Here is a 25,202-nt window from a genome sequence, read left to right as displayed (position 1 = left end):
GTAATAATAAAAGATACTGTAAATAATTAACTCTCAGCTACTATTCAGTAGCAGATAGTTATTCTTACATTGCTTTTATTTCAGATTTACGTCAAAAAGGCTAAATATTTTCACTATAAAATTCGTTAAAGAGTGTTTGTGTACTTGTAGACATTCTGGCGTCTTCGGTACGCAAATCGGTTAGTGTACAATCTTTAAAACAGGTATTATTTAAATTAGCCTCAGCCAAATCAGCCCTGTCCAGGTTCGTAGAAATGAAACTCGCCTTTCGCAGGTTTGCCCGGGTTAAGATAGCGCCTTCCATATCAGCAGCCATTATAGTAGCACTCTGTAATGTCGCACCGCTCATATCAGCACGTATAAGGGTTGCGCCTGAAATATTAGCGTGATCCATATTTGCACCGGAGCAAAGACATTCTACCATGCTACAGCCTAACAGACTTGTGTATTGTAAATTGGCGCCAGTAAGATTAGCGCGATCGAGGGTAGCGCCACACATAATACTATGTTCCAGACAGGCGTTCATTAAATTACTGTCGCCTAATGATGCTCCCGATAGATTTGCACCCTTAAAATTTGCACCGTCACAATCCGCCATAAACAGTACTGCCCCCCCTAAATCTGCGTCGCTTAGGTCTGCGCCACATAAATTTTCTGCCGTCAGATTTGCTCCGGTAAGGACAGCACCTTTAAGATTCATGCCTCCCTGGGCAGTTAACATTACAGAATCCTGAGGGATAGAAAATTCGTATCTGAATAGTAAAACTCGACATATTTTTTCAAAAGAGACAAGCGGAATTTCTCTCGTCTCAGAATGGTCGCCTTTACTGACCCGTACAATAACTTGTTCAGCTTCGTTATTCTCACCAGGAAGATTAAATTCGACACGATACCCATCCATATCCTCCAGTATGATGTTTTCTGGCAACGGAGCACCTCTGTCAGGCATTGAACTTTTCAATGTATCAGCCATAGTGTCTATCAATTCCTGATATTGTGCTTCATTTTTCCGACGTACCCCACCACAGGTAAAAAAGTTGATGATATATTCCAGAATAGTTTTGGGAGAGGTAGCTTGCCGCATAGCAGCAGAAGTCCCCGCGCCAAAAGCAGATGTAGCCATACCGGCCAGACTACCGAGTGAACGCTGCATATATTTTCTCCCAGAGAGAGCAACACAGTACATGATAAAATTTATCATATAGATTTGCATTTAGAGATAAGGTGAATACCCCCTTTGCGTCTGGTTACATAATAACGTATCACGACGCTTTGCTGTCTGGCTTACACAATACCAGCTAAATAAATATATTGGCTTATACTCGTCATACTTCAAGTTGCATGTGCTGCGGCTGCGTTCCCTCCCCCCAGTCACTTACTTTAGTAAGCTCCTGGGGATTCACTCGCTTGCCGCCTTCCTGCAACTCGAATTATTTAGAGTATAAACATTATTTAAAATAATAAACACGGCATTCGTTTTAATACTACGCTCAGGACTCATCCCACTCATTAGCAGAAAATCTATTAAAAAGCGTGTTCAGGCGTTTTATTGCTGCCATTGATAAACTGTTTAACAACGTCGTCTGTACAGGCCTTCTTCGTTGCCTTTACGTTTAACTCAATCAGGCTACCGTCTCGGTTATAAGTCTATCGAGTAGTAGGGACGTAGTATGACGATGCAGCAAAGTGATATGGAAAGATATAATCCATTATTAATGTTAAAAGAAGTCATGGCGCAGACGCCTTATCGCCATAAACGCTGGGGAGAGCGTAAGTTTCGCTATAAATTTGTATTACGTTGCCTTATTAACCCCGTAACGACAATTAAATACTTCAATGAATTATGCCATCTGTCTCAGCCCAGAACGCTGATCATTCATCGTCCACTGTTGCCGGCAAAAATCCAGCGGCCCTATTTGTATACCGGGCTTAGCATACGTTGCCGGGCAAAAGCTATTCTGGAACACTACCAGTTCGTTCAGTCCTTTCCGGAAAATAAAATTAAAAAGATCCTCCTGTCCGAGGAACAAATCTTGCTCGCTCACCTGGAAGGAAAAAACGGCGCTCTGGTGGATATCTACTGCGGTCCCTGTGGCTATGACAGGGAAGGTGAACTGACATTAACGCTGTGCTTCAATGATACGCCGTTGGCACGTTTATCATTTTCCTTTATCCGCCATGAAGGGAAGCAAATAGCGCTGGTTGCCGGGTTACAAGGGCCCAGTAAACATGTCGGCCCACAAGTCATACGTAACGCCACCAAAGATTGTTACGGTCTCTTTCCTAAACGGATGCTGTATGAAGCATTTGCGACATTGATGCTGGCCTGTAATGTCGACGAGATTTATGCGGTAAGTGAAAACAACCATGTTTATCGTCAACTCCGGTACTTATTCCAGAAGAAAAAAACTTTTGTGGCCAGCTATAGTGAATTCTGGGAGTCGCTAAACGGCGTTAAGAAAGGTGCCTTATATCATCTGCCATCACAGGTGATGCGTAAAGCGCCTGAAAGTATCCCCAGCAAAAAACGCGCAGAGTATCGGAAACGCTATCATATTCTGGATACAATAATACAAGAGGTTAACAGCCTCTCCCGGTAGAACTATTTCATACGCGGATGTGCAGATCCTGCTACCGTTCAGCGGATCTCTTTGAAATCTGTATCGCTACTGGATGGTTAAATACAGAATGGCTTGCGAGTGAAAAGCGCGGCATTAAACCGTCGCTTTCACTCATGCTATGATCAACATCTTAATCTTATTCCCTTCACCATAACGTCATCGATTAGCATGTTAACCATTAAATACAAGCTAAACATTTGTCACATTTTTATTTGGTTGAGCAAAAAAATAATACAAAATAGAATTTTCAGTAAGCTAAGTCAGGAGTTTTGGTGAAAATACAAGAAGTTAAGCGTATATTAACCCGCTGGCAGCCGTCTTCCTTTGCCCTATACCGGGAGGTGTTTACGCAATACGGCGGTAGTATCAATATGCACCCAGATATTGTGGATTATTTTATGAAGCGCCATAACTGGCATTTTAAATTCTTCCACTATAAAGAAGATGATAAGATTAAAGGCGCCTACTTTATCTGTAATGATCAGAATATTGGCATCCTGACGCGCAGAACCTTCCCGCTATCGTCAGATGAGATACTTATTCCGATGGCACCAGATTTACGCTGCTTCTTACCCGATCGTACTAACCGGCTTTCGGCGTTGCATCAGCCACAAATACGCAATGCCATATGGAAACTCACCAGAAAGAAACAAAATTGTCTGGTCAAAGAAACGTTCTCTTCTAAGTTTGAAAAAAGACGCCGTAATGAATATCAGCAATTTCTTAAAAAAGGCGGTAGTGTAAAAAGCGTTGCTGATTGTTCTTCTGATGAACTGACTCATATTTTTATCGAGTTATTTCAGTCTCGTTTCGGCAATACTTTATCTTGCTATCCCGCTGATAACCTTGCCACCTTTTTTAGTCAACTGCATCACCTTCTGTTTGGGCATATTCTTTATATTGAAGGGATACCTTGTGCATTTGATATCGTACTGAAATCTGAAAGCCAGATGAACGTCTACTTTGACGTATCGAATGGTGCAATTAAAAATGAGTTCAGGCCACTCAGTCCCGGCAGCATACTGATGTGGCTAAATATTAACCGCGCCAGACATTACTGCCAGGAAAGACAAAAAAAATTGCTTTTTTCCATCGGCATACTAAGGCCTGAATGGGAATATAAGCGCATGTGGTCGACCCCCTATTTTACCGGGAAATCGATTTGCTAAGAAGAAAGCCTGGACGTAAATATGTTTTTACGCCCAGGTTTTTCATAAATCCTGATGAACTGATAAAAAACGAAATTTAATCAGAATTTAAAAAATAAGTTAACCACCATATAATCATAATGACAATTACTCGAAATTCACTTACACTATACTCGGTTTTATGGAATTGATTAACACGGTATGTTACAGATAACGTGCTAAAAAGCGTGCAGCGGTTATACATTTTCATATGTGTGTGTCATTAACCTGGCGTCAGGAACAGATGATGATGACAACTACCCTTTTATCTCTTCTGGCCTGGCATACCGTCAGTAGATTAAAGGTGTAGCCTTACTTTATGGCATTACAAAAATGTAGGTGAGGTCTATGCTCAATGTATACGTTATTTGTAACAACGCTCTTGTGCATAAACAATACGTTATTGCCAACAGCACTGAACGGGTACAGTGGTTCTTGCTGACAACAGGCTTAAAGATCGCCTTAACACGGGATACCTGATAACTGGATTATATTATGACACATGCAGACTGGCTGATTCTTGGGTATACAACTGTTATTATTATTTTTGGTATTGTATGTTATATCGGATTGCTTAAATTGATAACGAAAGGCAAGCATGAAAAATAACGCACTTACCGGGAAGAATATACTCTCAGGAGATAAAATGCTTCGGCAATGATATGACACCACTGCCGAAATGCTATTTTTACAGAAATCAATCAGGTATTGAGGGTGATTTTATCATAGCCGCGCCAGCGATAATTCAACAACGAGAGCAGCCAGAATAGCACGAAAGCGCCCACTACCCAGAAGCCCACATTCCCCATATGATCGTTAAGCGTGCTGACGGTCTGCCAAAATGTTCCGCTTAACTGTAACGCATCATCAATCAACCCCAGCGCCTCAAGCCCGCCAATCGCCAGCGCGACAATGACGGATGCGGCGGTAATGGTCATATTATAATAAAGCTTACGTAATGGATGCGAGAAAGCCCAACCGTAAGCGCCGACCATGACAAAGTTATCCAGGGAATCCACCAGCGCCATCCCGGCGGTAAACAGCACAGGAAAAATCATCATCGACCAGAGAGATAGCCCCTGGTTGGCTGCTGAAGCGGAAATGCCCAGCAACCCAACCTCGGTTGCGGTATCAAATCCCAGACCAAACAGAAAACCGACAAAATACATATGCCAACTGGAAGTGACCAAACGAAACGTACGCTGAAATATACGCGTCATCAGCCCGCCAGGTATCGCCTCGTCATGCGCCCTCACTGACTCGCCACGGGTAACCGAGCGAAATTGCCGCCAGACGTTGAACAAAATAAACAGGTTAAGCAGGGCCATCGCCAGCAGAAAAAAAGCGGAAACAGCCGTACCAATCAACGAACCATATTGATGCAAAACATCAATACGATCGCGAAATGCCATCGACGTCACAACAATCGCCAGACATGCCAGAACGACAATGGTCGAATGACCCAATGAAAAAAACGCCCCCACGCCTAAAGGCGTTTTACCCTGCTGCATCAGTTTACGGGTGACGGTATCGATGGCTGCGATATGATCGGCATCAACCGCATGACGCAGCCCAAAGCTATACGCCAGTATGGCTGCGCTTAGCATGACTGCATGGTGATGAAAAACACAGAACGCCCAAATCCAGGCCAGGATGTTAACCCCGACAAGAAAGACGGTTAATGCTATTCCCCGTCGTTTAGTATAATTATTCATGCCCCTGCACCCACTATATTTTTAATTAACGCTACGGTTTGTAGGGGGAATGTATGATCATTTGATTAAAACGTCACACATCAAGATGCGACTTTTTGTAAACGTGCTTTACCGCTGACACATTTGTGCGCATTACTGCGGAACAAGGCTTAAAAAGCGTATCCGAACGTATAACCCTCCCAACGCTTCACTACGGGAAAAATGGGGATGAGTACGGTGCAGGCGTGCGATATCATTGACCAAAGCCAGACCAATGCCCGCCCCGGCCACATTTCCTACGTTATCGAGCCGGTGGAACGGCTGTAGCGCCAGATGGATGTGTTCATCATCAATGCCGGGGCCGCTATCTTCGACAACCAGCGTCACGGCATCGCCATCTCGTTCAAGCCGCGCGGTGACGATGCCTTGCTCAGGCGTGTATTTCAGCGCATTATCCAGCAAGTTTCCGCACAGCTCGCTAAGCAGTACCTCATCCCCCTCGATCCACATCGCTTCCTGTTCGCCTTCGTAGCCCAGGTCGATATGTTTACTTCGCGCCTGCGCCAGGCGGGTAAAGCAGCCGCTCTGTACGATATCGTACAGATTCACTGGGGAAAAACGCCGCTCGCCCTGCTCTTTATGCTTTACCGCAGAAAGTTGCAACAATCTTTCCGTGAGCTGAATGGTGCTATCCAGCGTTACGCTCATCGCCTGCAGACTTTCGTACCAGTGATGAGGGTGCTGGCTGGCTAACGCCACCGCCGCCTGCGTTTTTAACACCGCCAGCGGCGTTTTTAACTGGTGAGAAGCATCGGCGCTAAAGCGTTCCTGCCGGGAAAGGATGCCTCGGAGCCTGTCAATGTAGCGATTAAACGCCACGATTAACAAGCGTGTTTCCGACCACGGCAGCAGTTCCGGCAGCGGCGTTAACAGACCCGGTTCGCGACGTACCATTAATGACGAAAGTTGACGCATAGGGCGCAGGATCCGGCGTAATAACCAGCCAACCAGCACCAGGGTTAGCAGCACCAGCAGACCCTGTGAGATCCAGGAAGAGAACAGCAGTTGGCCCGCCAGATAACGACGGGACTGCAGCGTCTCTGCGACATAAATCTCCGCCATGCCGATAATGCCGCCTTCGTTGACCGGCTGTAGCAAACGCGCCACGCGGATCGCCTCGCCGCGATACTCGGTATGATAGAACCACGCCAGCGCCGGATAAAGCCGGGTACGAGGCGTAGCGGGCGGCATGGCAGGCAGATCGTCATAACCGGAAATGACCTTTCCGGAAGGGTCGACGACTTTGTAATAGAGTCGATCATTCATATTAAGCTCGAAGCTATCCAGCACCACCCAGGGCACGTTAACTTCCAGATGGTTATTGCGCACCACCAGCCGTTCCGATACCGTTCGCACCGAGGAGAGCAACGTACGATCATAAGCCTGAGTGGCGGCCTGTAGCGCATTGACATAACTGTTAAACGCCGACAGCCCCCATAGCAGAATCAGCGGCAACCCCAGGAACAGCAAGAGTTGCAGGTACAACGATTGCGGCTTAACCCACTTCATCGCCGCGCTCCAGCACATAACCCAGGCCGCGCAGCGTCGTAATTCGTACATCGCTTCCCTGGAGTTTTTTACGCAGTCGATGAATATAAAGTTCGATGCTTTCAGGGCTTACCTCATCGTTCAGGCTGAACACCTGTTCAAAAAGCTGCTGACGCGAAACCGGCCGCGTTCGTCGGTACATCAATACGGTTAAGAGCGCCTGCTCACGCGGCGTCAGCGCTAACGGCTGTCCCTGTAACAGAAAATACCCTTCATCATGAAAGATCAATTCACCCAGTTGCTGAACTTCATGAACCTGACCAGCGCTGCGTCGCAGCAAGGCCCGTAAACGAGCATCCAGCTCTTCCAGTTCAAAGGGTTTCGGCAGATAGTCATCGGCGCCGACGTTGAGACCTTTTACACGATCCGCCACCGCGCTTCGCGCCGTGAGCAGCAAAACGGGCAAGGTCTGACCGCGTTTACGCAGCCGTTGCACCACCTCCAGTCCATCCATTCCCGGCATATTGATATCCAGCACCGCCAGCGCGTACATTTCACTGTGCAGAAGATGGTCAGCCGCCAGGCCGTCAAATACGCAGTCCACGGCAAAGCCGTTTTGCACCAGCGCTTTCTCCAGCCAGTGAGCCAGCTCACGGTTATCTTCCGCCAATAAGAGACGCATATCACATCCTGTAAAGTTTCTGCCGCATTGAAAGGGAATTGAAAGGTTATTGTTTTAACAATCACGCAACCGAACTGCTACATGTCGGCTCACATAATCACAAAAATCTTCTTCCGAACCTGAAAAATCCGGACGTCCGGCGTGAGGATAAAAAATGAAAAAACAATTACTTCGTACCCTTACTGCAAGCATTTTATTAATGAGTACCTCTGTTCTGGCGCAGGAGGCACCGTCGCGAACGGAATGTATCGCACCAGCCAAACCTGGCGGCGGTTTCGACCTTACCTGTAAGCTGATTCAGGTGAGTTTGCTGGAGACTGGCGCTATCGAGAAACCCATGCGGGTAACGTATATGCCCGGCGGCGTCGGCGCTGTGGCCTATAACGCGATAGTCGCTCAACGCCCTGGCGAACCCGGGACTGTGGTCGCCTTTTCCGGCGGTTCGCTGCTCAACCTGTCGCAGGGGAAATTTGGTCGCTACGGCGTGGATGATGTGCGCTGGCTGGCAAGCGTGGGCACTGATTACGGCATGATCGCCGTGCGTGCGGATTCCCCGTGGAAAACGCTGAAAGATCTGATGACGGCGATGGAAAAAGATCCCAACAGCGTGGTCATTGGCGCTGGCGCCTCTATTGGCAGCCAGGACTGGATGAAGTCGGCATTGCTGGCGCAAAAGGCGAACGTCGACCCGCACAAGATGCGCTACGTTGCCTTTGAGGGCGGCGGCGAGCCGGTGACGGCATTAATGGGCAACCATGTTCAGGTTGTCTCCGGCGATCTCAGTGAAATGGTGCCTTATCTGGGCGGCGACAAAATCCGCGTGCTTGCCGTCTTTTCAGAAAATCGTCTGCCGGGCCAGCTTGCCAATATCCCTACCGCTAAAGAACAGGGCTACGACCTGGTGTGGCCGATTATTCGCGGCTTCTACGTCGGGCCCAAAGTCAGCGATGCCGATTACCAGTGGTGGGTGGATACCTTCAAGAAGCTTCAGCAAACCGACGAGTTTAAAAAGCAGCGCGATCTGCGCGGCCTGTTTGAGTTCGACATGACCGGCCAGCAGCTCGATGACTACGTGAAAAAACAGGTTACTGATTACCGTGAACAGGCGAAAGCCTTCGGACTCGCGAAATAATCGCGGAGGCAATGATGAGCGATCGTATCTTTGCGGGTATCTGGCTGTTGCTCTGTATCGCCGGGCTATTCATCGCCTGGCAGATCCAAAGCGAATACAGCTATGAACCCGTCGGCCCCCGCCCTTTTCCGCTGGGGATTATCGGCCTGATGGCGCTCTGCGCGCTGGCGCTGTTATTGCGCCATCCCGACACGGTTAGCTGGCCGCGCCGCCATGTTCTGCAAAAGCTAATTACCATGATCATCATCCTGTTGATGTATGCCTGGGGATTCGAATGGCTGGGTTTTCCCATCGCCACCGCGCTTCTCACCATGGTTATCGGGATGCTGTTCGGCGCCACGATTCCGGCGGCGGGTATCTCCGGCGCGGTATTGGGTATTCTGCTGTGGTATGCCTTTGACCGGCTGCTTGATGTCACCTTACCTCTCGGCGCCTGGCTGAGTTAACGGAGCAACGATGGATACCTGGATATATCTTTCTCAGGGCTTTGCGGTGGCGATGACGCCGGAAAACCTGGTTATCGCGTTGATTGGCTGCTTCGTGGGCACGATCGTCGGTCTGCTGCCGGGCCTGGGACCGATCAACGGCGTGGCAATCTTACTGCCGCTGGCCTTTGCGTTGCATCTGCCTGCGGAGTCGGCGCTAATTCTGCTGGCGACGGTGTACATTGGCTGTGAGTATGGCGGCAGGATCTCCTCCATATTGCTCAACGTCCCCGGCGATGCGGCGGCGATCATGACGGCGCTGGACGGTTACCCAATGGCGCAGCAAGGGAAAGGCGGCGTAGCGCTGTCGATTTCCGCAGTCAGCTCGTTTTTCGGTTCATTAATCGCTATCGGCGGCATCATTCTGTTCGCCCCTTTACTGGCGCAATGGTCGCTGGCCTTTGGTCCGGCGGAATATTTCGCCTTAATGGTTTTTGCCATCGCCTGTCTTGGCAGCATGATGGCGCAAAACCCGCTTAAATCATTTCTGGCAGCTCTGATCGGTCTTGGCCTTGCGACCGTCGGCGTGGACGCCAACACCGGGGTTTATCGCTTTACCTTTGACAGCGTTCATCTTTCCGACGGCGTACAGTTTATCGTCGTGGTGATCGGCCTGTTCTCGGTATCAGAAATACTTTTAATGCTGGAACATACCAGCAGCGGGCAAACAATGGTCCGCAAAACGGGTCGAATGTTGTTCAACCTGAAAGAAGGCGCGCAGTGTATCGGCACCACCCTGCGTTCTTCGGTAATCGGCTTTTTTGTCGGCGTATTGCCCGGCGCCGGGGCGACCATCGCCAGCGCCATTACCTATATGACCGAGAAAAAACTCAGTGGCAACAGCGATAGCTTCGGCAAAGGGGATATTCGCGGCGTCGCGGCGCCGGAGGCGGCAAACAACGCCTCTGCCTGCGGCTCCTTCATCCCGATGCTGACGCTGGGCGTTCCCGGTTCCGGCACTACGGCAGTGATGATGGGGGCGCTGACGCTGTACAACATCACGCCAGGCCCGGCGATGTTCACCGAACAGCCGGATATCGTCTGGGGACTCATCGCTGCGCTGCTGATTGCGAACGTGATGCTGCTGATCATGAATATCCCGTTGATCGGTCTGTTCACCCGTATGCTCACCATTCCGCTGTGGTTCCTGGTACCCGCCATCGCTGCCGTATCGGCGGTAGGGGTGTATGCGGTACACAGCACCACCTTCGATCTGGTGCTGATGGTCGCGCTCGGCGTGTTAGGGTACATTTTACGTAAAATGCACTTCCCCATGTCGCCGCTGATCCTGGGATTCGTACTGGGGGAAATGCTGGAGCAAAACCTGCGTCGCGCACTCTCCATCAGTAACGGCAATATGGCGATTTTGTGGCAAAGCGGCGTTGCCAAAGCCCTGCTGATCATGGCGATCATGGTCATTGTCGTACCGCCAGTGTTACGTCTGATCCGTAAACACAGCCGTAAACCGCAGGTTGACGCCGGTTAATTGACTGCTGAAATACGTTGTACTTGTCCGGCCTACGCGCTCATGTGCCAGGCCGGGCAACCCCGCCAGCATCACTCTTTCCATAACTCGCTCATTTTACACCCCTTCTTGCCGTTGTCAGGCTCGTGGCGCCGCTAACCTCACCTTTCGTATTGTTAAATATTTGTTGTTTTTGATCACAATAATTAAACAAAAGCGGTTATTTCATACGCGTTTCTGGAAAATGTCGATATTTTTAATTTATGGCTACGAAATGAGCATCGCCATGTCTCCCTGACCATCTACCGAGAGGAATGATTCTGATGAATGCACTGACTGCCGTAAAAGCGAACACAGATGATTTAGCCCAACGCCATACTGGTTTCACCCTTGCCCCTTCGGCGCAGTCGCCGCGCCTGCTGGCGTTAACGTTTACGGCGGATACCACAAGACAATTTCTCCATCAGGTTGCGCAGTGGCCGGTGCAGGCGCTGGAATACAAATCTTTCTTACGTTTCAAAATCGGCAAGATCCTCGACGATCTGTGCGGCAATCAGCTACAACCGCTGTTGATCAAAACGCTCCTCAACCGTGCACAAGGCGCGCTGTTGATCAGCGCCGAAGGGATCGATGATGTCGCACAGGCAGAAGAGATGGTCAAACTGGCGACGGCGGTGGCGCATCTTATTGGTCGCTCCAACTACGATGCGATGAGCGGCCAGTATTACGCGCGTTTCGTGGTCAAAAACGTCGACAACTCCGACAGTTATCTGCGCCAGCCCCACCGCGTAATGGAACTGCACAATGACGGTACCTATGTTGAGGAGGTGACCGACTACGTGCTGATGATGAAAATCGACGAACAAAATATGGAAGGCGGTAACTCGCTGCTGCTGCACCTTGATGACTGGGAACATCTGGAGTCGTTTTTTACCCATCCGCTGGCGCGTCGCGTCATGCGTTGGGCGGCGCCGCCAAGCAAGAATGTTAGCCATGACGTCTGGCACCCGGTGTTTGATGTCGACCAACAAGGCCGCCCGGTCATGCGTTATATCGACCAGTTCGTCCAGCCAAAAGACTTTGAAGAAGGCGTCTGGCTCAGCGAGCTTTCAGACGCGCTGGAAACCAGTCAAAACATCCTCTCCGTGCCGGTACCGGTCGGCAAATTCCTGTTGATTAACAATCTGTTCTGGCTACATGGACGCGATCGTTTTACGCCGCATCCTGACTTGCGTCGCGAACTGATGCGCCAGCGCGGTTACTTCGCCTACGCCGCCAGCCATTATCAAACTCACCAATAAGCGCCACGGCGAAGGAATTACGCGGATGTATGATTTTGTGATTATCGGCGGCGGCATTATCGGCATGTCGACCGCCATGCAACTTATTGATCTCTACCCGGATGCGCGCATCGCGTTGCTGGAAAAAGAGCCCGCGCCAGCCTGCCACCAGACCGGGCATAACAGCGGCGTGATCCATGCCGGGGTGTACTACACGCCCGGCAGCCTCAAAGCGCGGTTTTGTCTGGCAGGCAATCAGGCGACCAAAACCTTTTGCGATCAAAACAACATCCGCTACGACACCTGCGGCAAAATGTTGGTCGCCACCTCGGAGCTGGAAATGGCGCGGATGCGCGCGCTATGGGAGCGGACGGCGGCCAACGGCTTAGAGCGCGAGTGGTTAAGCGCGGCGGAGCTGCGTGAACGCGAACCCAATATCGTTGGCCTGGGCGGAATTTTTGTCCCTTCCAGCGGGATTGTCAGCTATCGCGATGTCGCGACGGCCATGGCGAACCGCTTTCAGGCCAAAGGCGGCGAGATCATCTACCATGCCGAGGTCAGCGCGCTAACAGAACATGCCGCTGGCGTTGTTATTCGCACCTCGCAAGGTCGGGAAATAGAAACCGCTACGCTTATCGGCTGTGCAGGACTGATGGCGGATCGGCTGGTCAAAATGCTGGGCGTGGAGCCCGGTTTTATTATCTGCCCTTTCCGCGGCGAGTACTTTCGTCTGGCCCCGCGACACAACCGGATCGTTAACCATTTGATCTACCCGATCCCCGATCCGGCAATGCCGTTTCTCGGCGTCCATCTTACCCGCATGATCGACGGCAGCGTTACGGTCGGGCCGAATGCGGTGCTGGCGCTTAAACGCGAAGGCTACCGTAAGCGCGACGTTTCCTTCACCGACACCCTGGAGATTTTCCGCTCCGCCGGCATTCGCCGCGTACTGCAAAACCATCTGCTTTCCGGGCTGGGCGAGATGAAAAACTCGCTGTGCAAAAGCGGCTATTTGCGGCGAGTACAAAAGTATTGCCCCAGCCTGACCGTCAACGATCTCCAGCCCTGGCCGGCAGGCGTGCGGGCGCAGGCGGTTTCGCCGGACGGCAAACTGATTGATGATTTTCTGTTTGTCACGACGCCGCGTTCCATTCACACCTGTAACGCCCCCTCCCCGGCGGCGACATCCGCGATACCTATCGGCGCGCATATCGTCAGCAAAGTTCAGGCGCTACGCGCAAGCCAGAGCAACCCCGGACGTACGCTGCGTGCGGCACGCAGCGTGGACGCACTACACGCCGCATTTACCCGTTAACCCTTCAGACAGGAAGCAATTATGCAACTTAACGACTCTACCCTGTTCCGCCAGCAGGCCTTTATCGATGGCGACTGGCGCGACGCGCGCGGCGGCGATGTCATCCCCGTGAGCAACCCCGCCAACGGGAAACCGCTTGGCAATGTGCCCAAAATGGGGGCGGAAGAGACGCGCGACGCCATCAACGCCGCCAATCGCGCCCTGCCCGCTTGGCGCGCGCTCACTGCCAAAGAGCGAGCCAATATCCTGCGTCGCTGGTTCAATCTGATGATGGAACATCAGGACGATTTGGCGCGTCTGATGACGCTGGAACAGGGCAAACCGCTGGCGGAAGCGAAAGGCGAAATTAGCTACGCCGCCTCGTTTATTGAATGGTTCGCCGAAGAGGGGAAGCGTATCTATGGCGACACGATTCCAGGTCATCAGGCCGATAAACGGCTGCTGGTGATTAAACAGCCCATCGGCGTCACCGCCGCGATTACCCCGTGGAACTTTCCCTCGGCAATGATCACCCGTAAAGCCGGCCCCGCGCTGGCCGCAGGCTGCACAATGGTACTCAAACCCGCCAGCCAGACGCCGTTTTCCGCGCTGGCGCTGGCGGAACTGGCCCGGCGCGCCGGAATTCCCGCAGGCGTATTTAACGTCGTTACCGGTTCGGCAGGCGATATTGGCGGCGAGCTGACCAGCAACCCGCTGGTACGCAAACTGTCGTTTACCGGCTCGACGGAGATTGGCCGCCAGCTGATGGAACAATGCGCCAAAGACATTAAAAAAGTGTCGCTGGAGTTGGGCGGCAATGCGCCGTTTATCGTCTTTGACGATGCCGATCTGGATAAAGCCGTCGAAGGCGCGCTGGCTTCGAAGTTTCGCAACGCCGGGCAGACCTGTGTCTGCGCCAATAGATTGTATGTTCAGGACGGCGTTTACGATCGTTTTGCGGAAAAACTCAACCAGGCGGTAAATAAGCTCGCGGTCGGCGACGGCCTGCAAGCCGACGTCGCTATCGGGCCGCTGATTGATGAAAAAGCCGTGGCGAAAGTCCAGGAGCATATCGCCGACGCGCTGGAAAAAGGCGCCCGCGTCATTACGGGCGGTGAAGCGCACAAATTGGGCGGCAACTTCTTTCAACCGACCATTCTGGCGGATGTCCCTGATAACGCGAAAGTCGCCAAAGAAGAGACATTCGGGCCGCTCGCGCCTCTGTTCCGCTTCAGCGACGAGGCGGATGTCATCAGGCAGGCTAACGATACCGAGTTCGGCCTGGCAGCCTATTTTTATGCACGCGATTTAAGCCGCGTTTTCCGCGTCGGCGAAGCGCTGGAATACGGCATCGTCGGTATTAATACCGGCATTATCTCCAACGAAGTCGCGCCTTTCGGCGGTATTAAGGCCTCCGGATTAGGCCGTGAAGGTTCCAAATACGGCATCGAAGATTATTTAGAAATCAAATATATGTGCATCGGCCTTTAACAGGAGAGTCGCTAATGAATACCAATAACGCTTTAATGCAGCGCCGTCATAACGCCGTTCCTCGCGGCGTGGGCCAGATTCACCCGATTTTCGCCGAGCGGGCGGAAAATTGTCGGGTCTGGGATGTCGAAGGCCGTGAGTATCTCGATTTCGCGGGCGGCATTGCCGTCCTGAACACCGGTCATTTACATCCCGGCATTGTTTCAGCGGTCGAAGCGCAGTTGAAGAAATTGTCGCATACCTGTTTTCAGGTGCTGGCCTATGAACCGTACCTGGCGTTGTGCGAACGCATGAACCAGAAGGTACCGGGCGATTTCGCCAAAAAAACGTTGCTGGTCACGACCGGTTCAGAAGCGGTTGAAAACGCGGTGAAAATCGCCCGCGCGGCGACAAAACGCAGCGGCGCTATCGCGTTTAGCGGCGCTTACCACGGTCGTACCCACTACACGCTCTCTCTGACCGGGAAAGTACACCCGTACTCTGCTGGTATGGGATTGATGCCAGGCCATGTCTACCGCGCGCTTTATCCTTGCCCGCTACACAACATCAGCGACGACGACGCCATCGCCAGCATTGAGCGCATCTTTAAAAATGATGCCGCGCCGGAAGATATCGCCGCCATTATTATTGAGCCGGTACAGGGCGAAGGCGGATTTTACGCCGCCTCTCCCGCGTTTATGCAGCGACTGCGCGCGCTATGCGACCAACACGGCATTATGTTGATTGCCGACGAAGTGCAAAGCGGCGCGGGCCGGACCGGTACGCTGTTCGCCATGGAACAGATGGGCGTTGCGGCAGATATTACCACGTTTGCGAAATCGATCGCCGGCGGCTTTCCGCTGGCAGGCGTTACCGGCCGGGCAGACGTGATGGACGCTATCGCGCCGGGCGGGCTGGGCGGCACCTATGCCGGAAACCCGATTGCCTGCGCCGCCGCGCTGGCGGTACTGGACATTTTCGAGCAGGAAAATCTACTGCAAAAGGCAAATACGCTTGGCAAAACGCTGCGCGATGGCCTGATGGAGATAGCGGAAACGCACCGTGAGATTGGCGACGTGCGCGGACTGGGCGCCATGATCGCCATTGAGTTGTTTGAAAATGGCGACCCCGGCAAACCGAACGCGACTCTGACCGCCGACATTGTGGCCCGCGCCCGCGATAAAGGGTTAATTCTGCTCTCCTGCGGTCCTTACTACAACATCTTGCGCATCCTCGTTCCACTCACTATTGAGGCCTCGCAGATTCGGCAAGGCCTGGAGATTATCGCCCAGTGCTTTGATGAGGCGAAACAAGCGTAATGTCCAATAAGCAGCGTCGGATGGCGACGTAACTGTCTTATTCGGCCTACAAAAACCGTTTCGATTGTAGGCCGAATAATTAAGCCAGGCGCCATCCGGTAAACGAGCGCAATAACAATAAAGAGGTTTTAGGATGGGGCAATTGTCAGAATCACATGCATTAGGGGGCGGGCTGAAATCACGCCACGTCACCATGTTATCGATCGCCGGCGTCATCGGCGCCAGCCTGTTTGTCGGTTCCAGCGTGGCGATTGCGGAGGCCGGCCCTGCGGTACTGCTGGCCTATCTGTTCGCAGGACTTTTAGTCGTCATGATTATGCGAATGCTGGCTGAAATGGCCGTCGCCACGCCGGATACCGGTTCTTTTTCCACCTATGCGGATAAAGCGATCGGCCCCTGGGCCGGGTATACCATCGGCTGGTTATACTGGTGGTTTTGGGTGCTGGTTATTCCGCTGGAGGCCAATATTGCCGCCATTATTCTGAATTCATGGATACCGGGTATTCCGGTGTGGCTATTTTCATTAGTGATTACGCTTGCCTTAACCGGAAGCAATTTATTGAGCGTCAAAAATTACGGCGAATTCGAATTCTGGCTGGCGCTATGTAAAGTGATTGCTATCCTGGCGTTTATCGCGCTGGGCGCGACGGCGATTAGCGGTTTTTATCCATATGCCGAGGTAAGCGGTATCTCCCGGCTATGGGATCACGGCGGTTTTATGCCTAACGGCTTCGGTGCGGTGTTAAGCGCCATGTTGATCACCATGTTCTCTTTTATGGGCGCGGAAATCGTCACTATTGCTGCCGCGGAATCCGATACGCCGGATAAACATATCGTACGCGCCACCAATTCTGTTATCTGGCGAATTTCCATCTTTTACCTGTGTTCCATTTTTGTGGTGGTGGCGCTGATCCCGTGGAATATGCCGGGCCTGAAAAGCGTAGGTTCGTACCGCTCGGTACTGGAGCTGCTTCATATTCCGCACGCAAAATTCATTATGGACTGCGTGATTTTGTTGTCGGTGACCAGTTGTCTGAACTCCGCATTATATACCGCCTCCCGGATGCTCTATTCCCTTAGCCGCCGCGGCGATGCGCCTGCGATAATGGGAAAAACTAACCGTAGCAAAACGCCCTGGGTAGCGGTTCTCCTCTCTACCGGCGCGGCCTTTTTAACCGTTATCGTCAATTATTACGCCCCGGCAAAAGTGTTTAAATTTCTTATCGACAGTTCCGGCGCCATCGCGCTGTTGGTCTATCTGGTGATTGCGATTTCGCAATTGCGGATGCGTAAAATTCTGCTGGCGCAGGGCGGAGAAATTAAGTTGAAAATGTGGCTTTATCCGTGGCTCACCTGGCTGGTTATCGGCTTTATCTGCTTTGTTCTGGTGGTGATGCTATTTCGACCGGCACAGCAACTGGAAGTCATTTCGACGGGGCTGTTAGGGCTGGGCATAATAGGTACTGTCCCCATTATGTCTCGCTGGAAAAAACTGATAAGGTGGCAAAAAGCCCCCCTGCAAAACCTACGTTAGTTATTCCCGGCGTCGGCCGGGAAGCTTCTCAGGAGTAAAAGATGACCGCCCTTTCCCAACCGACGGCCATAGATGGCTATCGCTGGCTTAAAAATGACATTATTCGCGGCACTTATCAGCCGGATGAGAAACTGCGGATGAGTTTATTAACCGCCCGCTATGCGCTTGGCGTAGGGCCGCTGCGCGAGGCGCTGTCACAACTGGTGGCGGAACGGCTGGTCACCGTGGTGAATCAAAAAGGCTATCGCGTGGCGTCCATGTCAGAGGCGGAACTCCTCGATATTTTTGACGCGCGCGCCAATATGGAAGCGATGCTGGTACGCCTGGCGATTGAACGCGGCGATGATGCGTGGGAGGCGGAGATCCTGGCGCGAGCGCATATGCTCAGCAAACTGGAAGCCAGCGATGCCAGTGAACATATGCTCGATGAATGGGATCAGCGCCACCAGGCGTTTCATTCCGCCATTGTCGCCGGGTGCGGCTCCCATTACTTGCTACAGATGCGCGAACGCTTATTTGACCTGGCGGCCCGCTACCGCTTTATTTGGTTACGTGAAACCGTTCTGTCCGTCGAGATGCTGGAAGATAAACATATCCAGCATCACACGCTAACCGAAGCGATACTGGCGCGCGAGGCGGCACGCGCCAGCGAATTAATGCGTCAGCATTTGCTGACGCCGATTCCCATTATTCGCCAGGCGATGGCAGGGAAAATGTAGCCTGGCGCGACCTGATAGCCATTATTCTTCAGGAATACGCAACACTTGTCCCGGATATATTTTTTCCGGGCTTTTCAGCATCGGTTTATTTGCCTCGAAGATTTTATTATACAGATTGGCGTTACCATACACTTGCTTTGAAATAGCGCTCAGGGTGTCGCCTGATTTTACGGTATAAAACTGACTTTCAGCCGCCGGCGTCGTGGTTTTAACCTGATCGTCAACGCTGCTAATCCCGGCGATATTCCCCACGGCAACCAGAATTTTTTCTTTTGCCTCCTGACTCAGCCCATCACCCGTCACTGTCGCTTTTCCATCAGCTATTTGCACATTCACTTTGTCAGCGTCGGGTATTCCCGTTTTATTTAAATGTTCCTGGACTTTTTTCGCCTGATCGTCCTTATCATGATTAGCGGTTACCGCGTCCCAGAGTTTTTCACCTGCATCTTTTACAAAATTGAAAAGTCCCATATTCACCTCGCTTGTCAAAAATACACACAAAGAAAAGTGTAGCAGAGGGAATGAAGTTATCCTGATAAGCGGCGCTTATGCGCCGCCGGTGGCCGGTAATTAATGACGCATCTGAACCCAAAATGCGTGGATAAGCCCCGGAATATATCCGAGTAATGTCAGCAGGATATTAAGGATAAATGCCCAACCGAACCCTTTTCTTAAAAGTACGCCGAGCGGAGGCAAAATAATCGTAAATACAATTCTCCAGAAACCCATATACACTCCATACAAGCAAAATTAGTCATTGTTTAAAAAGAGATTTTATCTCTAAGCATAGTCAGTTTACCTGAGCCTGCCAGTCGCGCGCCGCGCTTTTACCCTCCTTTACGCTCTTTACGCTGGCATCAGGTTGACGTTTATTTTAGAATTAACTAAATTTAGAAAATGCTTAAATAACTATGACAGAGCTTGAACAACTTCAGGCCAGCGCAGAACAGGCGGCGGCCCTGCTCAAAGCGATGAGCCACCCAAAAAGATTACTGATTTTATGTATGCTTTGCGGTTCGCCAAAAACCAGCGCAGGCGAACTGGCGCGCATTACCGGGCTAAGCCCCTCCGCGACGTCGCAACATCTGGCGCGGATGCGGGAAGAAGGGCTGATTGATAGTCAACGCGATGCCCAGCGCATTCACTATTTCATTAAAAATGAGGCGGTTAATACGATTATCGCCACGTTAAAGAATCTCTATTGTCCATAAGGAGGCACGATGTCCATTGGGATAGTTTCCCCCCGTGAGGCGCAAGCGCTGATAGCGCAAGGCGCGAAACTGATTGATGTGCGCGACGCCGATGAATATCTGCGCGAGCATATTCCACATGCGCAACTGGCGCCGCTCTCCCGGCTTGAACAGGGCGATTTGCCCGCCAACCTGCGAGCGGAACAGATTATTTTTCACTGTCAGTCAGGTAAACGAACCAGCAGCAATGCAGCAAAACTACAGGCCATTGCCGCCCCTGCTCAGGTCAGTCTACTGGAAGGCGGCATCGACGGATGGAAAGCGGCAGGATTGCCCGTCACAGAAGACAAATCGCAACCGTTGCCGCTGATGCGTCAGGTGCAAATCGCCGCCGGCGGGTTGACGTTGCTTGGGGTGATTCTGGGCTATACGGTCCACGGCGGCTTTTTCCTCATTAGCGGTTTTGTCGGGGCCGGGTTAATGCTGGCAGGCATGACCGGCTTCTGCGGAATGGCGCGACTACTGGAAAAAATGCCCTGGAATAGCCGTACTCATTAAGCGATACCTTCACCACGCGTCGGTAAGTGTGTAGTAGACTGAAGGCGGGTTTATAGCATTGTTCAACAGGAGGGCGTGATGTTCACACCAGGCGATATCGTACAGCCCCGAATGGGTGGGCCGAAACTGAAAGTGATTGAAGTCAACGAGGATCATATTGTCGCGGTACAGGTCGGTAATGAACCGGGCGAAAAATTGATCCTCAAAGCAGCAGATGTCACCCCCTATTGCGAAGAGGGCGATTTTGGCGTGTGCTGATTTATCAGAATGAGCATGGCGCAACGTTCCCGGAGTCCCGATTAATAGAGACAGGAAACGAAGCGCCATCAGTTAAAGGTTATCCGTGATTAGATTAAGAAATCATCCAGAGATTTCCCCGCCGCCAGCGCCTGGGCAATCGGTTTAGGCGTACGACCTTGTCCGGTCCAGGTTTTTTCTTCGCCATTGAAATCAGTAAAACGATATTTTGCCGGACGCGGCTGGCGCTTTTTAGCAGAACGCGGCATTGCTGAATCCATGGCAAATAACTCTTCTGGGTTAATACCGTCTGCTTTCATCAGCTCCAGAAAGGCATTAATTTTCTCTTGCTTCTCGGCAAGCTGGCGTTGCTGCAATTCTTCTTCTTCGCGTCTTTCTTTAGTGACAACCCTGAATTTTTCGAGCATTTCTTCAAGAACGTCAATGGAGAATTCGCGAGCCATAGCGCGCAGCGTGCGGATATTATTTAAGTTCTGTAACATCAAATTCATATCAATAAAAACCTTTTAACGCAGAAAACAAAAACTATTACAGGCGGTATTGTATGCGATTATTGATTATATTTCCAGATCCTAAAGTTCATACAGATATACTCAGTATAACTCGATTAATTATATTAATCTGTTAACCAGAAGGTTATATTCATTACCCCCTGTGTGTTTCAGGTTATTCTGCCTACGGTATATCTGTAGGTTTCCCGTTCGGCTGTTTATATCCTTCATTCTTCAAGTGGCTTATGTGTTGGCTACGGATTACCCGGCCCATCCATGGGCCTCGCCCTGACGGGTCGTCGCACGCGACGTTCAAATCTGCTCCCGGCAGATTTGTCGCTCCCCCCAGTCACATCGTTATCTATGCTCCTGGGGATTCACTCCCTTGCCGCCTTTAAGCAACTCGAAATCCATAGCGTATATAGCGTATTGCGTATATCAGTAACCGCGGTGACCCTCACGGTGGCTGACCTTATACAGAAGTGAATATTTCAGCACAATAAGAGATTAACCATTCAAAAATCATCATCAGAGCTTTATGCTAAAAATCACCCTGCAATAGCTATAATTATGCTGAGAAAAGTAGAGCGCGTGCCGTTAGCCGAGAATACATCGCATCTGACAACATTTGGAATGTGGCTGAAAATCGCCAGAAAAACAATGCATTATAATGCATTGATTTAAAAGTAATTAATAACTAACAACAACGAAAATCTCGCCGCGAGCAAAAAACACACAATCACAGAGTATTTTATCGACAAAAAGCCTATAAATAAAAATATTACACTAGTTGATAGTTATTATATAGGGATATACTCTATGCAAAGACAAAAGTGCTTTATGATTTCACTACCAACCATCACCTCATTCTGATTGATACGCTACAAGGAGCATTAACATGTTCTCTCCACAGTCACGCTTGCGTCATGCCGTAGCAGACACGTTTGCGATGGTTGTTTACTGTTCTGTTGTGAACATGTTGATCGAGATATTCCTCTCCGGAATGAGCTTTGAGCAGTCGCTTTCTTCCAGGCTGGTGGCGATACCTGTCAACATTTTGATTGCATGGCCATACGGCGTTTACCGCGATCTGATTATGCGCGTCGCGCGTAAGGCAAGCCCGGCGGGATGGGCCAAAAACCTGGCGGATGTATTGGCTTATGTCACCTTTCAGTCACCCGTTTATATTATCATCTTGCTGACCGTCGGTGCCGGCTGGCATCAGATAGTGGCCGCCGTGAGTTCAAACATTGTTGTTTCAATGTTAATGGGCGCGGTTTATGGCTACTTCCTGGATTATTGTCGTCGCCTGTTTAAAGTGAGCAGCTATCATCAGGCTAAGGCGTAAGTTAGCGTCGCGACTGGCATTGCCAGTCGCGCTTTTAGTCGGTTTTCTCGTCGCCAAAAAGCCCATTCAGATAACGTTCTAACGCTATTCGGGAGCTAAAGCCGTGGGGAATACCGTAATGTTCGTGGGTCTCGCCGCCTAAATAGAGCGGAAAATTTTGGTAGTGATCGCAGGTTTTAATATCCGAAGCCGGGTCAGCCAGTGATGAGCTACGGTCTTTTAATCTGGGGTGAATGATCAGCGCGGTACGCCCCATACGCGCCTCGCGGTTAACATAAACATAATTCTCGCCGCGTCGATAACCATACGTCTTATTCGTCACCACATCGACGGTAAACCCTGCCTTTTCCAGTACCCGCGCCACCTCGTCAGGTCGTAAATACATATTTTATCCTCATTCTCTTGTACTGCGGGCTTACCTTACCCGATAGCGCGTTATCAACGCTTTCAGAAAAGTCCAGAAACGCATGATATCGCCGTAACAAGCCTCAGCAGGTAAAAATATGAACTACACTGAAAGCTACATCGAAATCAATGGAGGATCATATGCTTAACAAACCGAACCGAAACGACGTCGATGATGGTGTTCAGGATATTCAGAATGATGTCAATCGATTAGCCGACAGTCTGGAAGATGTCCTTAAATCCTGGGGAAGCGATGCGAAAGACGAAGCCGAGGCTGCGCGACGTAAAGCACAGGCGTTGCTGAAAGAGACCCGGGCGCGGATGCAGGGTCGTACTCGCGTAAAACAAGCCGCCTGTGATGCGATGGGGTGCGCGGATACGTTTGTGCGTGAAAAACCCTGGTGTAGCGTAGGAACCGCCGCAGCGGTAGGGATTTTTATCGGGGCGCTGCTTAGCCTGCGTCGCTAACGACGTGCGCTGCCGGATGGCGACATACTTTATTGGGCCTGCATCATTGCCGCAGGCCCAGGTCGCGCCATTCGGCGAAACGGTTACTGTATCGCCTGTCGAAGCTGCCATGCGACCTGTTTCGCCATGCCAGCGGAAGTAATATTGGTAAACGACAGTAAAATGCCCCCCTTTCCTGACGAAACCACTCGCCAACGGCTTAACGCCTGTACCGCCAGTCCGGCCTGATTCGCTTTTGCTACCTGCGCTTTATCATCGCCTTCAACCTCAATAACCAATTGAATACCGCCTTTCTGTAATGTCACGACAAATCCCTGTTCTGCCAGCGCCTCTTTAATCCATAACCGTCGCTGAGCATAATGTTGGCGCATCTTTTTCAGATGCCGCCAGAAATGGCCATCACGGATAAAATCAGCCAGCGTGTGCTGCCATAACAACGGTACGCTACAGGGCATCAGCGACGCCTGCTGGCGGAAATGCTCAATCTGCTTTATCGGCACCACCAGCCAGGCGGTACGTAATGCCGGAAAGAGCGACTTACTGAACGTTCCGGCGTAAATCACTCGCTGCGGGGCATCCAGACTCTTGAGCGGCGGAAGCGGTTTACCGTGATAACGAAATTCGCTGTCGTAATCATCTTCAATAATCCAGGCCTGCACATTCGCCGCCCATGCCAGAAGTTGCCGTCGGCGAGTTAACGACAGCGCCACCCCCAACGGACTTTGATGGGCGGGCGTCACCAATGCAAAGCGTCCCTGCGGGCAATCCCGCATCCCCGCCGCGACATTCAGCCCATCGACATCGACCGGAATCGGCGCCAGCGTAATCCCCTCCTGCGTTATCACCGGGCGAATTAACGGAAAGCCGGGATCTTCCACCCACATGCTGTCTCCCGGCACAGACAATGTACGCAGGATTAGCCGCATAGAATCCGCATAACCGGAGGTAATAAATACCTGTTCCGGCAGACATTCAATGCTACGCGAAACCCGCAGGTAATCGACTATCGCCTGGCGCAAAATCGCCTCGCCGCAGACGTCGCCTAATGCCAGATCGAAGCGTGTCTGCGTGCGCAACCGACGCCCCATTACTCGCGCCCACTTCTCGCGTGGAAAGAGATCCAGCGCCGGTAACCCCATCTGAAAGGGTTTCGGTTCCGGACTTTCTCCGGCAAAAACAGCGGGTATCGGCGGCGCCGTCTCAAACCGTAGAGCGTTGCTCACAAACGTGCCTGCCTGGCCACGTCGCTCCAGCCAGCCCTGCGCCACCAGCTCGCCATAGGCATTTTCCACCGTGGCGCGAGAAACGCCCAATTCCTGCGCCCACGTCCGGCTGGAAGGCAAACGCGTTCCGGGCGCGAGTTCTCCTTGCTCAATGGCCGTTTTTAACTGACGAGCGATGTGCTGATAGCGCGGCATATGGTCTGCTTTTTCTGTAAAAATATGGCTCTCTTTTACAGACCATTATAGTGCTACAGTGCTCGTCATCAACACGAGGAGAAACATGATGACGACGTTACGCCAACCCTATTATGAACTGAGCCCGGAGGTTTACAGCGCTCTGGTGCAGGCGAAAAACGCGCTGGAAAAGAGCACGCTTGACCTCACTCTGATGGAGCTGATTTACCTGCGTGTTTCGCAAATAAATGGTTGTGCATTTTGCCTGGAGATGCACAGTAAAGCGCTGCGTAAGGCTGGCGTAAATCAAGCTAAATTAGATGCGCTGGCAGGATGGCGGGTAAGCCACCATTTCAGCGAGCAAGAGTGCGCGGCGTTAGCCTGGGCGGAATCGGTGACGCACATTGCTGAAACCCACGCCGAAGATAATGTTTACCTGCCGCTGCTCGATCATTTCAGCGCGCGTGAAATCAGCGATCTGACCTTCGCCATCGGTTTAATGAACTGCTTTAACCGTCTGGCGATCGGTATGCGAATGTGACGCATTGTTGCCGGATGGCGCAGATGTCAGCCAACTCTATTATGCGTCAACCTGCAGGCCGGATCGGGCGTTCACGCCGCCATCCGGCAAAAATTAGCCATGCCGCCCCTACCCCG

At 51.3% G+C, this 25,202-nt stretch carries 26 protein-coding genes; 17 read left to right on the top strand and 9 right to left on the bottom strand.

Translation table 11 applies throughout. The features are described 5' to 3' along the window. Positions 1–100: 100 nt before the first annotated feature. Entirely contained in the window at positions 101–1,153 is a 1,053-nt protein-coding gene (pipB2, locus tag NA330_RS07565) for a type III secretion system effector PipB2 (protein WP_023242180.1), read from the bottom strand. A 517-nt stretch (positions 1,154–1,670) separates the two neighbouring features. Here pipB2 and NA330_RS07560 point away from each other — a divergent pair. Together NA330_RS07560 and NA330_RS07555 are read left to right on the top strand one after the other, a co-directional pair. Next, positions 1,671–2,600: a VirK family antimicrobial peptide resistance protein gene (locus NA330_RS07560; RefSeq protein WP_000178739.1), complete on the top strand. Its 930-nt coding sequence runs from the start codon at positions 1,671–1,673 to the stop codon at positions 2,598–2,600. 293 nt (positions 2,601–2,893) lie between these two features. Continuing rightward, the gene (locus NA330_RS07555; protein WP_000701504.1) at positions 2,894–3,790 is read left to right on the top strand and encodes an antimicrobial resistance protein Mig-14; all 897 of its coding nucleotides are present in this window, start codon (positions 2,894–2,896) and stop codon (positions 3,788–3,790) included. A gap of 719 nt (positions 3,791–4,509) precedes the next feature. On the opposite strand, the gene NA330_RS07550 is transcribed toward NA330_RS07555, so the two are convergent. The 3 genes from NA330_RS07550 to tctD form a co-directional block, all read right to left on the bottom strand. Further along, a complete protein-coding gene (locus NA330_RS07550) occupies positions 4,510–5,523 on the bottom strand; it encodes a HoxN/HupN/NixA family nickel/cobalt transporter (RefSeq protein ID WP_080164320.1) in 1,014 nt (337 codons plus the stop codon). Between the two features lie 132 nt (positions 5,524–5,655). Beyond that, entirely contained in the window at positions 5,656–7,071 is a 1,416-nt protein-coding gene (locus tag NA330_RS07545; protein ID WP_080164319.1) for a sensor histidine kinase, read from the bottom strand. Next, positions 7,058–7,732, bottom strand: a complete 675-nt coding sequence (gene tctD, locus NA330_RS07540; RefSeq protein ID WP_001237934.1) for a transcriptional regulator TctD — start codon at positions 7,730–7,732, stop codon at positions 7,058–7,060. Before tctD ends, NA330_RS07545 begins: the two co-directional genes overlap by 14 nt. Positions 7,733–7,886: 154 nt before the next feature. Here tctD and NA330_RS07535 point away from each other — a divergent pair, with 154 nt between their 5' ends. The 9 genes from NA330_RS07535 to csiR all read left to right on the top strand — a co-directional run bounded on the left by NA330_RS07535 (position 7,887) and on the right by csiR (position 18,430). Continuing rightward, positions 7,887–8,864 carry a Bug family tripartite tricarboxylate transporter substrate binding protein gene (locus NA330_RS07535; protein ID WP_000744413.1) on the top strand — a complete coding sequence of 326 codons (978 nt, stop codon included), beginning with the start codon at positions 7,887–7,889 and terminating at the stop codon, positions 8,862–8,864. A gap of 11 nt (positions 8,865–8,875) precedes the next feature. Continuing rightward, the gene (locus tag NA330_RS07530) at positions 8,876–9,310 is read left to right on the top strand and encodes a tripartite tricarboxylate transporter TctB family protein (RefSeq protein WP_001574835.1); all 435 of its coding nucleotides are present in this window, start codon (positions 8,876–8,878) and stop codon (positions 9,308–9,310) included. 10 nt (positions 9,311–9,320) lie between these two features. Continuing rightward, on the top strand, positions 9,321–10,835 hold the full coding sequence (locus tag NA330_RS07525) for a tripartite tricarboxylate transporter permease (protein WP_000382034.1): 1,515 nt from the start codon (positions 9,321–9,323) through the stop codon (positions 10,833–10,835). Between the two features lie 302 nt (positions 10,836–11,137). Next, positions 11,138–12,115: a glutarate dioxygenase GlaH gene (gene glaH, locus NA330_RS07520; protein ID WP_000993100.1), complete on the top strand. Its 978-nt coding sequence runs from the start codon at positions 11,138–11,140 to the stop codon at positions 12,113–12,115. Positions 12,116–12,140: 25 nt separating this feature from the next. Then, the gene (lhgO, locus tag NA330_RS07515) at positions 12,141–13,409 is read left to right on the top strand and encodes an L-2-hydroxyglutarate oxidase (RefSeq protein ID WP_023242181.1); all 1,269 of its coding nucleotides are present in this window, start codon (positions 12,141–12,143) and stop codon (positions 13,407–13,409) included. Positions 13,410–13,430: 21 nt separating this feature from the next. Then, a complete protein-coding gene (gene gabD / locus NA330_RS07510) occupies positions 13,431–14,879 on the top strand; it encodes an NADP-dependent succinate-semialdehyde dehydrogenase (protein ID WP_001176532.1) in 1,449 nt (482 codons plus the stop codon). Positions 14,880–14,893: 14 nt separating this feature from the next. After that, positions 14,894–16,177 carry a 4-aminobutyrate--2-oxoglutarate transaminase gene (gene gabT / locus NA330_RS07505; protein WP_023242182.1) on the top strand — a complete coding sequence of 428 codons (1,284 nt, stop codon included), beginning with the start codon at positions 14,894–14,896 and terminating at the stop codon, positions 16,175–16,177. Between the two features lie 133 nt (positions 16,178–16,310). Then, entirely contained in the window at positions 16,311–17,711 is a 1,401-nt protein-coding gene (gene gabP, locus NA330_RS07500) for a GABA permease (RefSeq protein ID WP_000531282.1), read from the top strand. A 41-nt stretch (positions 17,712–17,752) separates the two neighbouring features. Further along, positions 17,753–18,430, top strand: coding sequence for a DNA-binding transcriptional regulator CsiR (gene csiR / locus NA330_RS07495; RefSeq protein WP_000126152.1), 678 nt, complete (start codon positions 17,753–17,755; stop codon positions 18,428–18,430). Positions 18,431–18,451: 21 nt separating this feature from the next. Here the strand turns inward: csiR and lysM are convergent, their stop codons facing one another. Next, on the bottom strand, positions 18,452–18,901 hold the full coding sequence (gene lysM, locus NA330_RS07490) for a peptidoglycan-binding protein LysM (RefSeq protein WP_000522406.1): 450 nt from the start codon (positions 18,899–18,901) through the stop codon (positions 18,452–18,454). A 99-nt stretch (positions 18,902–19,000) separates the two neighbouring features. Beyond that, the gene (locus NA330_RS07485) at positions 19,001–19,159 is read right to left on the bottom strand and encodes a YqaE/Pmp3 family membrane protein (RefSeq protein WP_023242183.1); all 159 of its coding nucleotides are present in this window, start codon (positions 19,157–19,159) and stop codon (positions 19,001–19,003) included. A 182-nt stretch (positions 19,160–19,341) separates the two neighbouring features. Between NA330_RS07485 and NA330_RS07480 the strand changes: the two genes are divergently transcribed. From NA330_RS07480 to NA330_RS07470, 3 genes are all read left to right on the top strand, one after another. After that, positions 19,342–19,641 (top strand): ArsR/SmtB family transcription factor, encoded by a 300-nt coding sequence (locus tag NA330_RS07480; protein WP_000137432.1) that lies wholly within the window; start codon positions 19,342–19,344, stop codon positions 19,639–19,641. 9 nt (positions 19,642–19,650) lie between these two features. Then, entirely contained in the window at positions 19,651–20,178 is a 528-nt protein-coding gene (locus NA330_RS07475) for a rhodanese family protein (RefSeq protein ID WP_001607345.1), read from the top strand. Positions 20,179–20,256: 78 nt separating this feature from the next. Further along, positions 20,257–20,436 carry a hypothetical protein gene (locus NA330_RS07470; RefSeq protein WP_000494942.1) on the top strand — a complete coding sequence of 60 codons (180 nt, stop codon included), beginning with the start codon at positions 20,257–20,259 and terminating at the stop codon, positions 20,434–20,436. A gap of 89 nt (positions 20,437–20,525) precedes the next feature. Here NA330_RS07470 and stpA read toward each other — a convergent pair whose 3' ends face one another. After that, a complete protein-coding gene (stpA, locus tag NA330_RS07465; protein ID WP_001051100.1) occupies positions 20,526–20,927 on the bottom strand; it encodes a DNA-binding protein StpA in 402 nt (133 codons plus the stop codon). Between the two features lie 898 nt (positions 20,928–21,825). Here stpA and alaE point away from each other — a divergent pair. Beyond that, positions 21,826–22,275: an L-alanine exporter AlaE gene (gene alaE, locus NA330_RS07460; RefSeq protein WP_000492669.1), complete on the top strand. Its 450-nt coding sequence runs from the start codon at positions 21,826–21,828 to the stop codon at positions 22,273–22,275. 34 nt (positions 22,276–22,309) lie between these two features. On the opposite strand, the gene NA330_RS07455 is transcribed toward alaE, so the two are convergent. After that, positions 22,310–22,660, bottom strand: a complete 351-nt coding sequence (locus NA330_RS07455) for a DUF2002 family protein (protein WP_000281305.1) — start codon at positions 22,658–22,660, stop codon at positions 22,310–22,312. A 161-nt stretch (positions 22,661–22,821) separates the two neighbouring features. Between NA330_RS07455 and NA330_RS07450 the strand changes: the two genes are divergently transcribed. Further along, positions 22,822–23,148: a DUF883 domain-containing protein gene (locus NA330_RS07450; protein WP_001519557.1), complete on the top strand. Its 327-nt coding sequence runs from the start codon at positions 22,822–22,824 to the stop codon at positions 23,146–23,148. Between the two features lie 83 nt (positions 23,149–23,231). Here NA330_RS07450 and NA330_RS07445 read toward each other — a convergent pair whose 3' ends face one another. Further along, positions 23,232–24,566, bottom strand: a complete 1,335-nt coding sequence (locus NA330_RS07445; RefSeq protein WP_023242184.1) for a PLP-dependent aminotransferase family protein — start codon at positions 24,564–24,566, stop codon at positions 23,232–23,234. Positions 24,567–24,654: 88 nt separating this feature from the next. On the opposite strand from NA330_RS07445, the gene NA330_RS07440 reads away from it, so the two are divergent. Continuing rightward, positions 24,655–25,086: a carboxymuconolactone decarboxylase family protein gene (locus NA330_RS07440; protein WP_000209807.1), complete on the top strand. Its 432-nt coding sequence runs from the start codon at positions 24,655–24,657 to the stop codon at positions 25,084–25,086. The last annotated feature ends 116 nt before the right edge of the window (positions 25,087–25,202 follow it).

Source organism: Salmonella sp. NW722 (assembly GCF_051702785.1).
GTDB classification, from domain to species: Bacteria; Pseudomonadota; Gammaproteobacteria; order Enterobacterales; family Enterobacteriaceae; genus Salmonella; species Salmonella enterica.
Note: the sequence above shows the minus strand (reverse complement) of the source record. Positions and strands in the feature narration are given on the sequence as shown.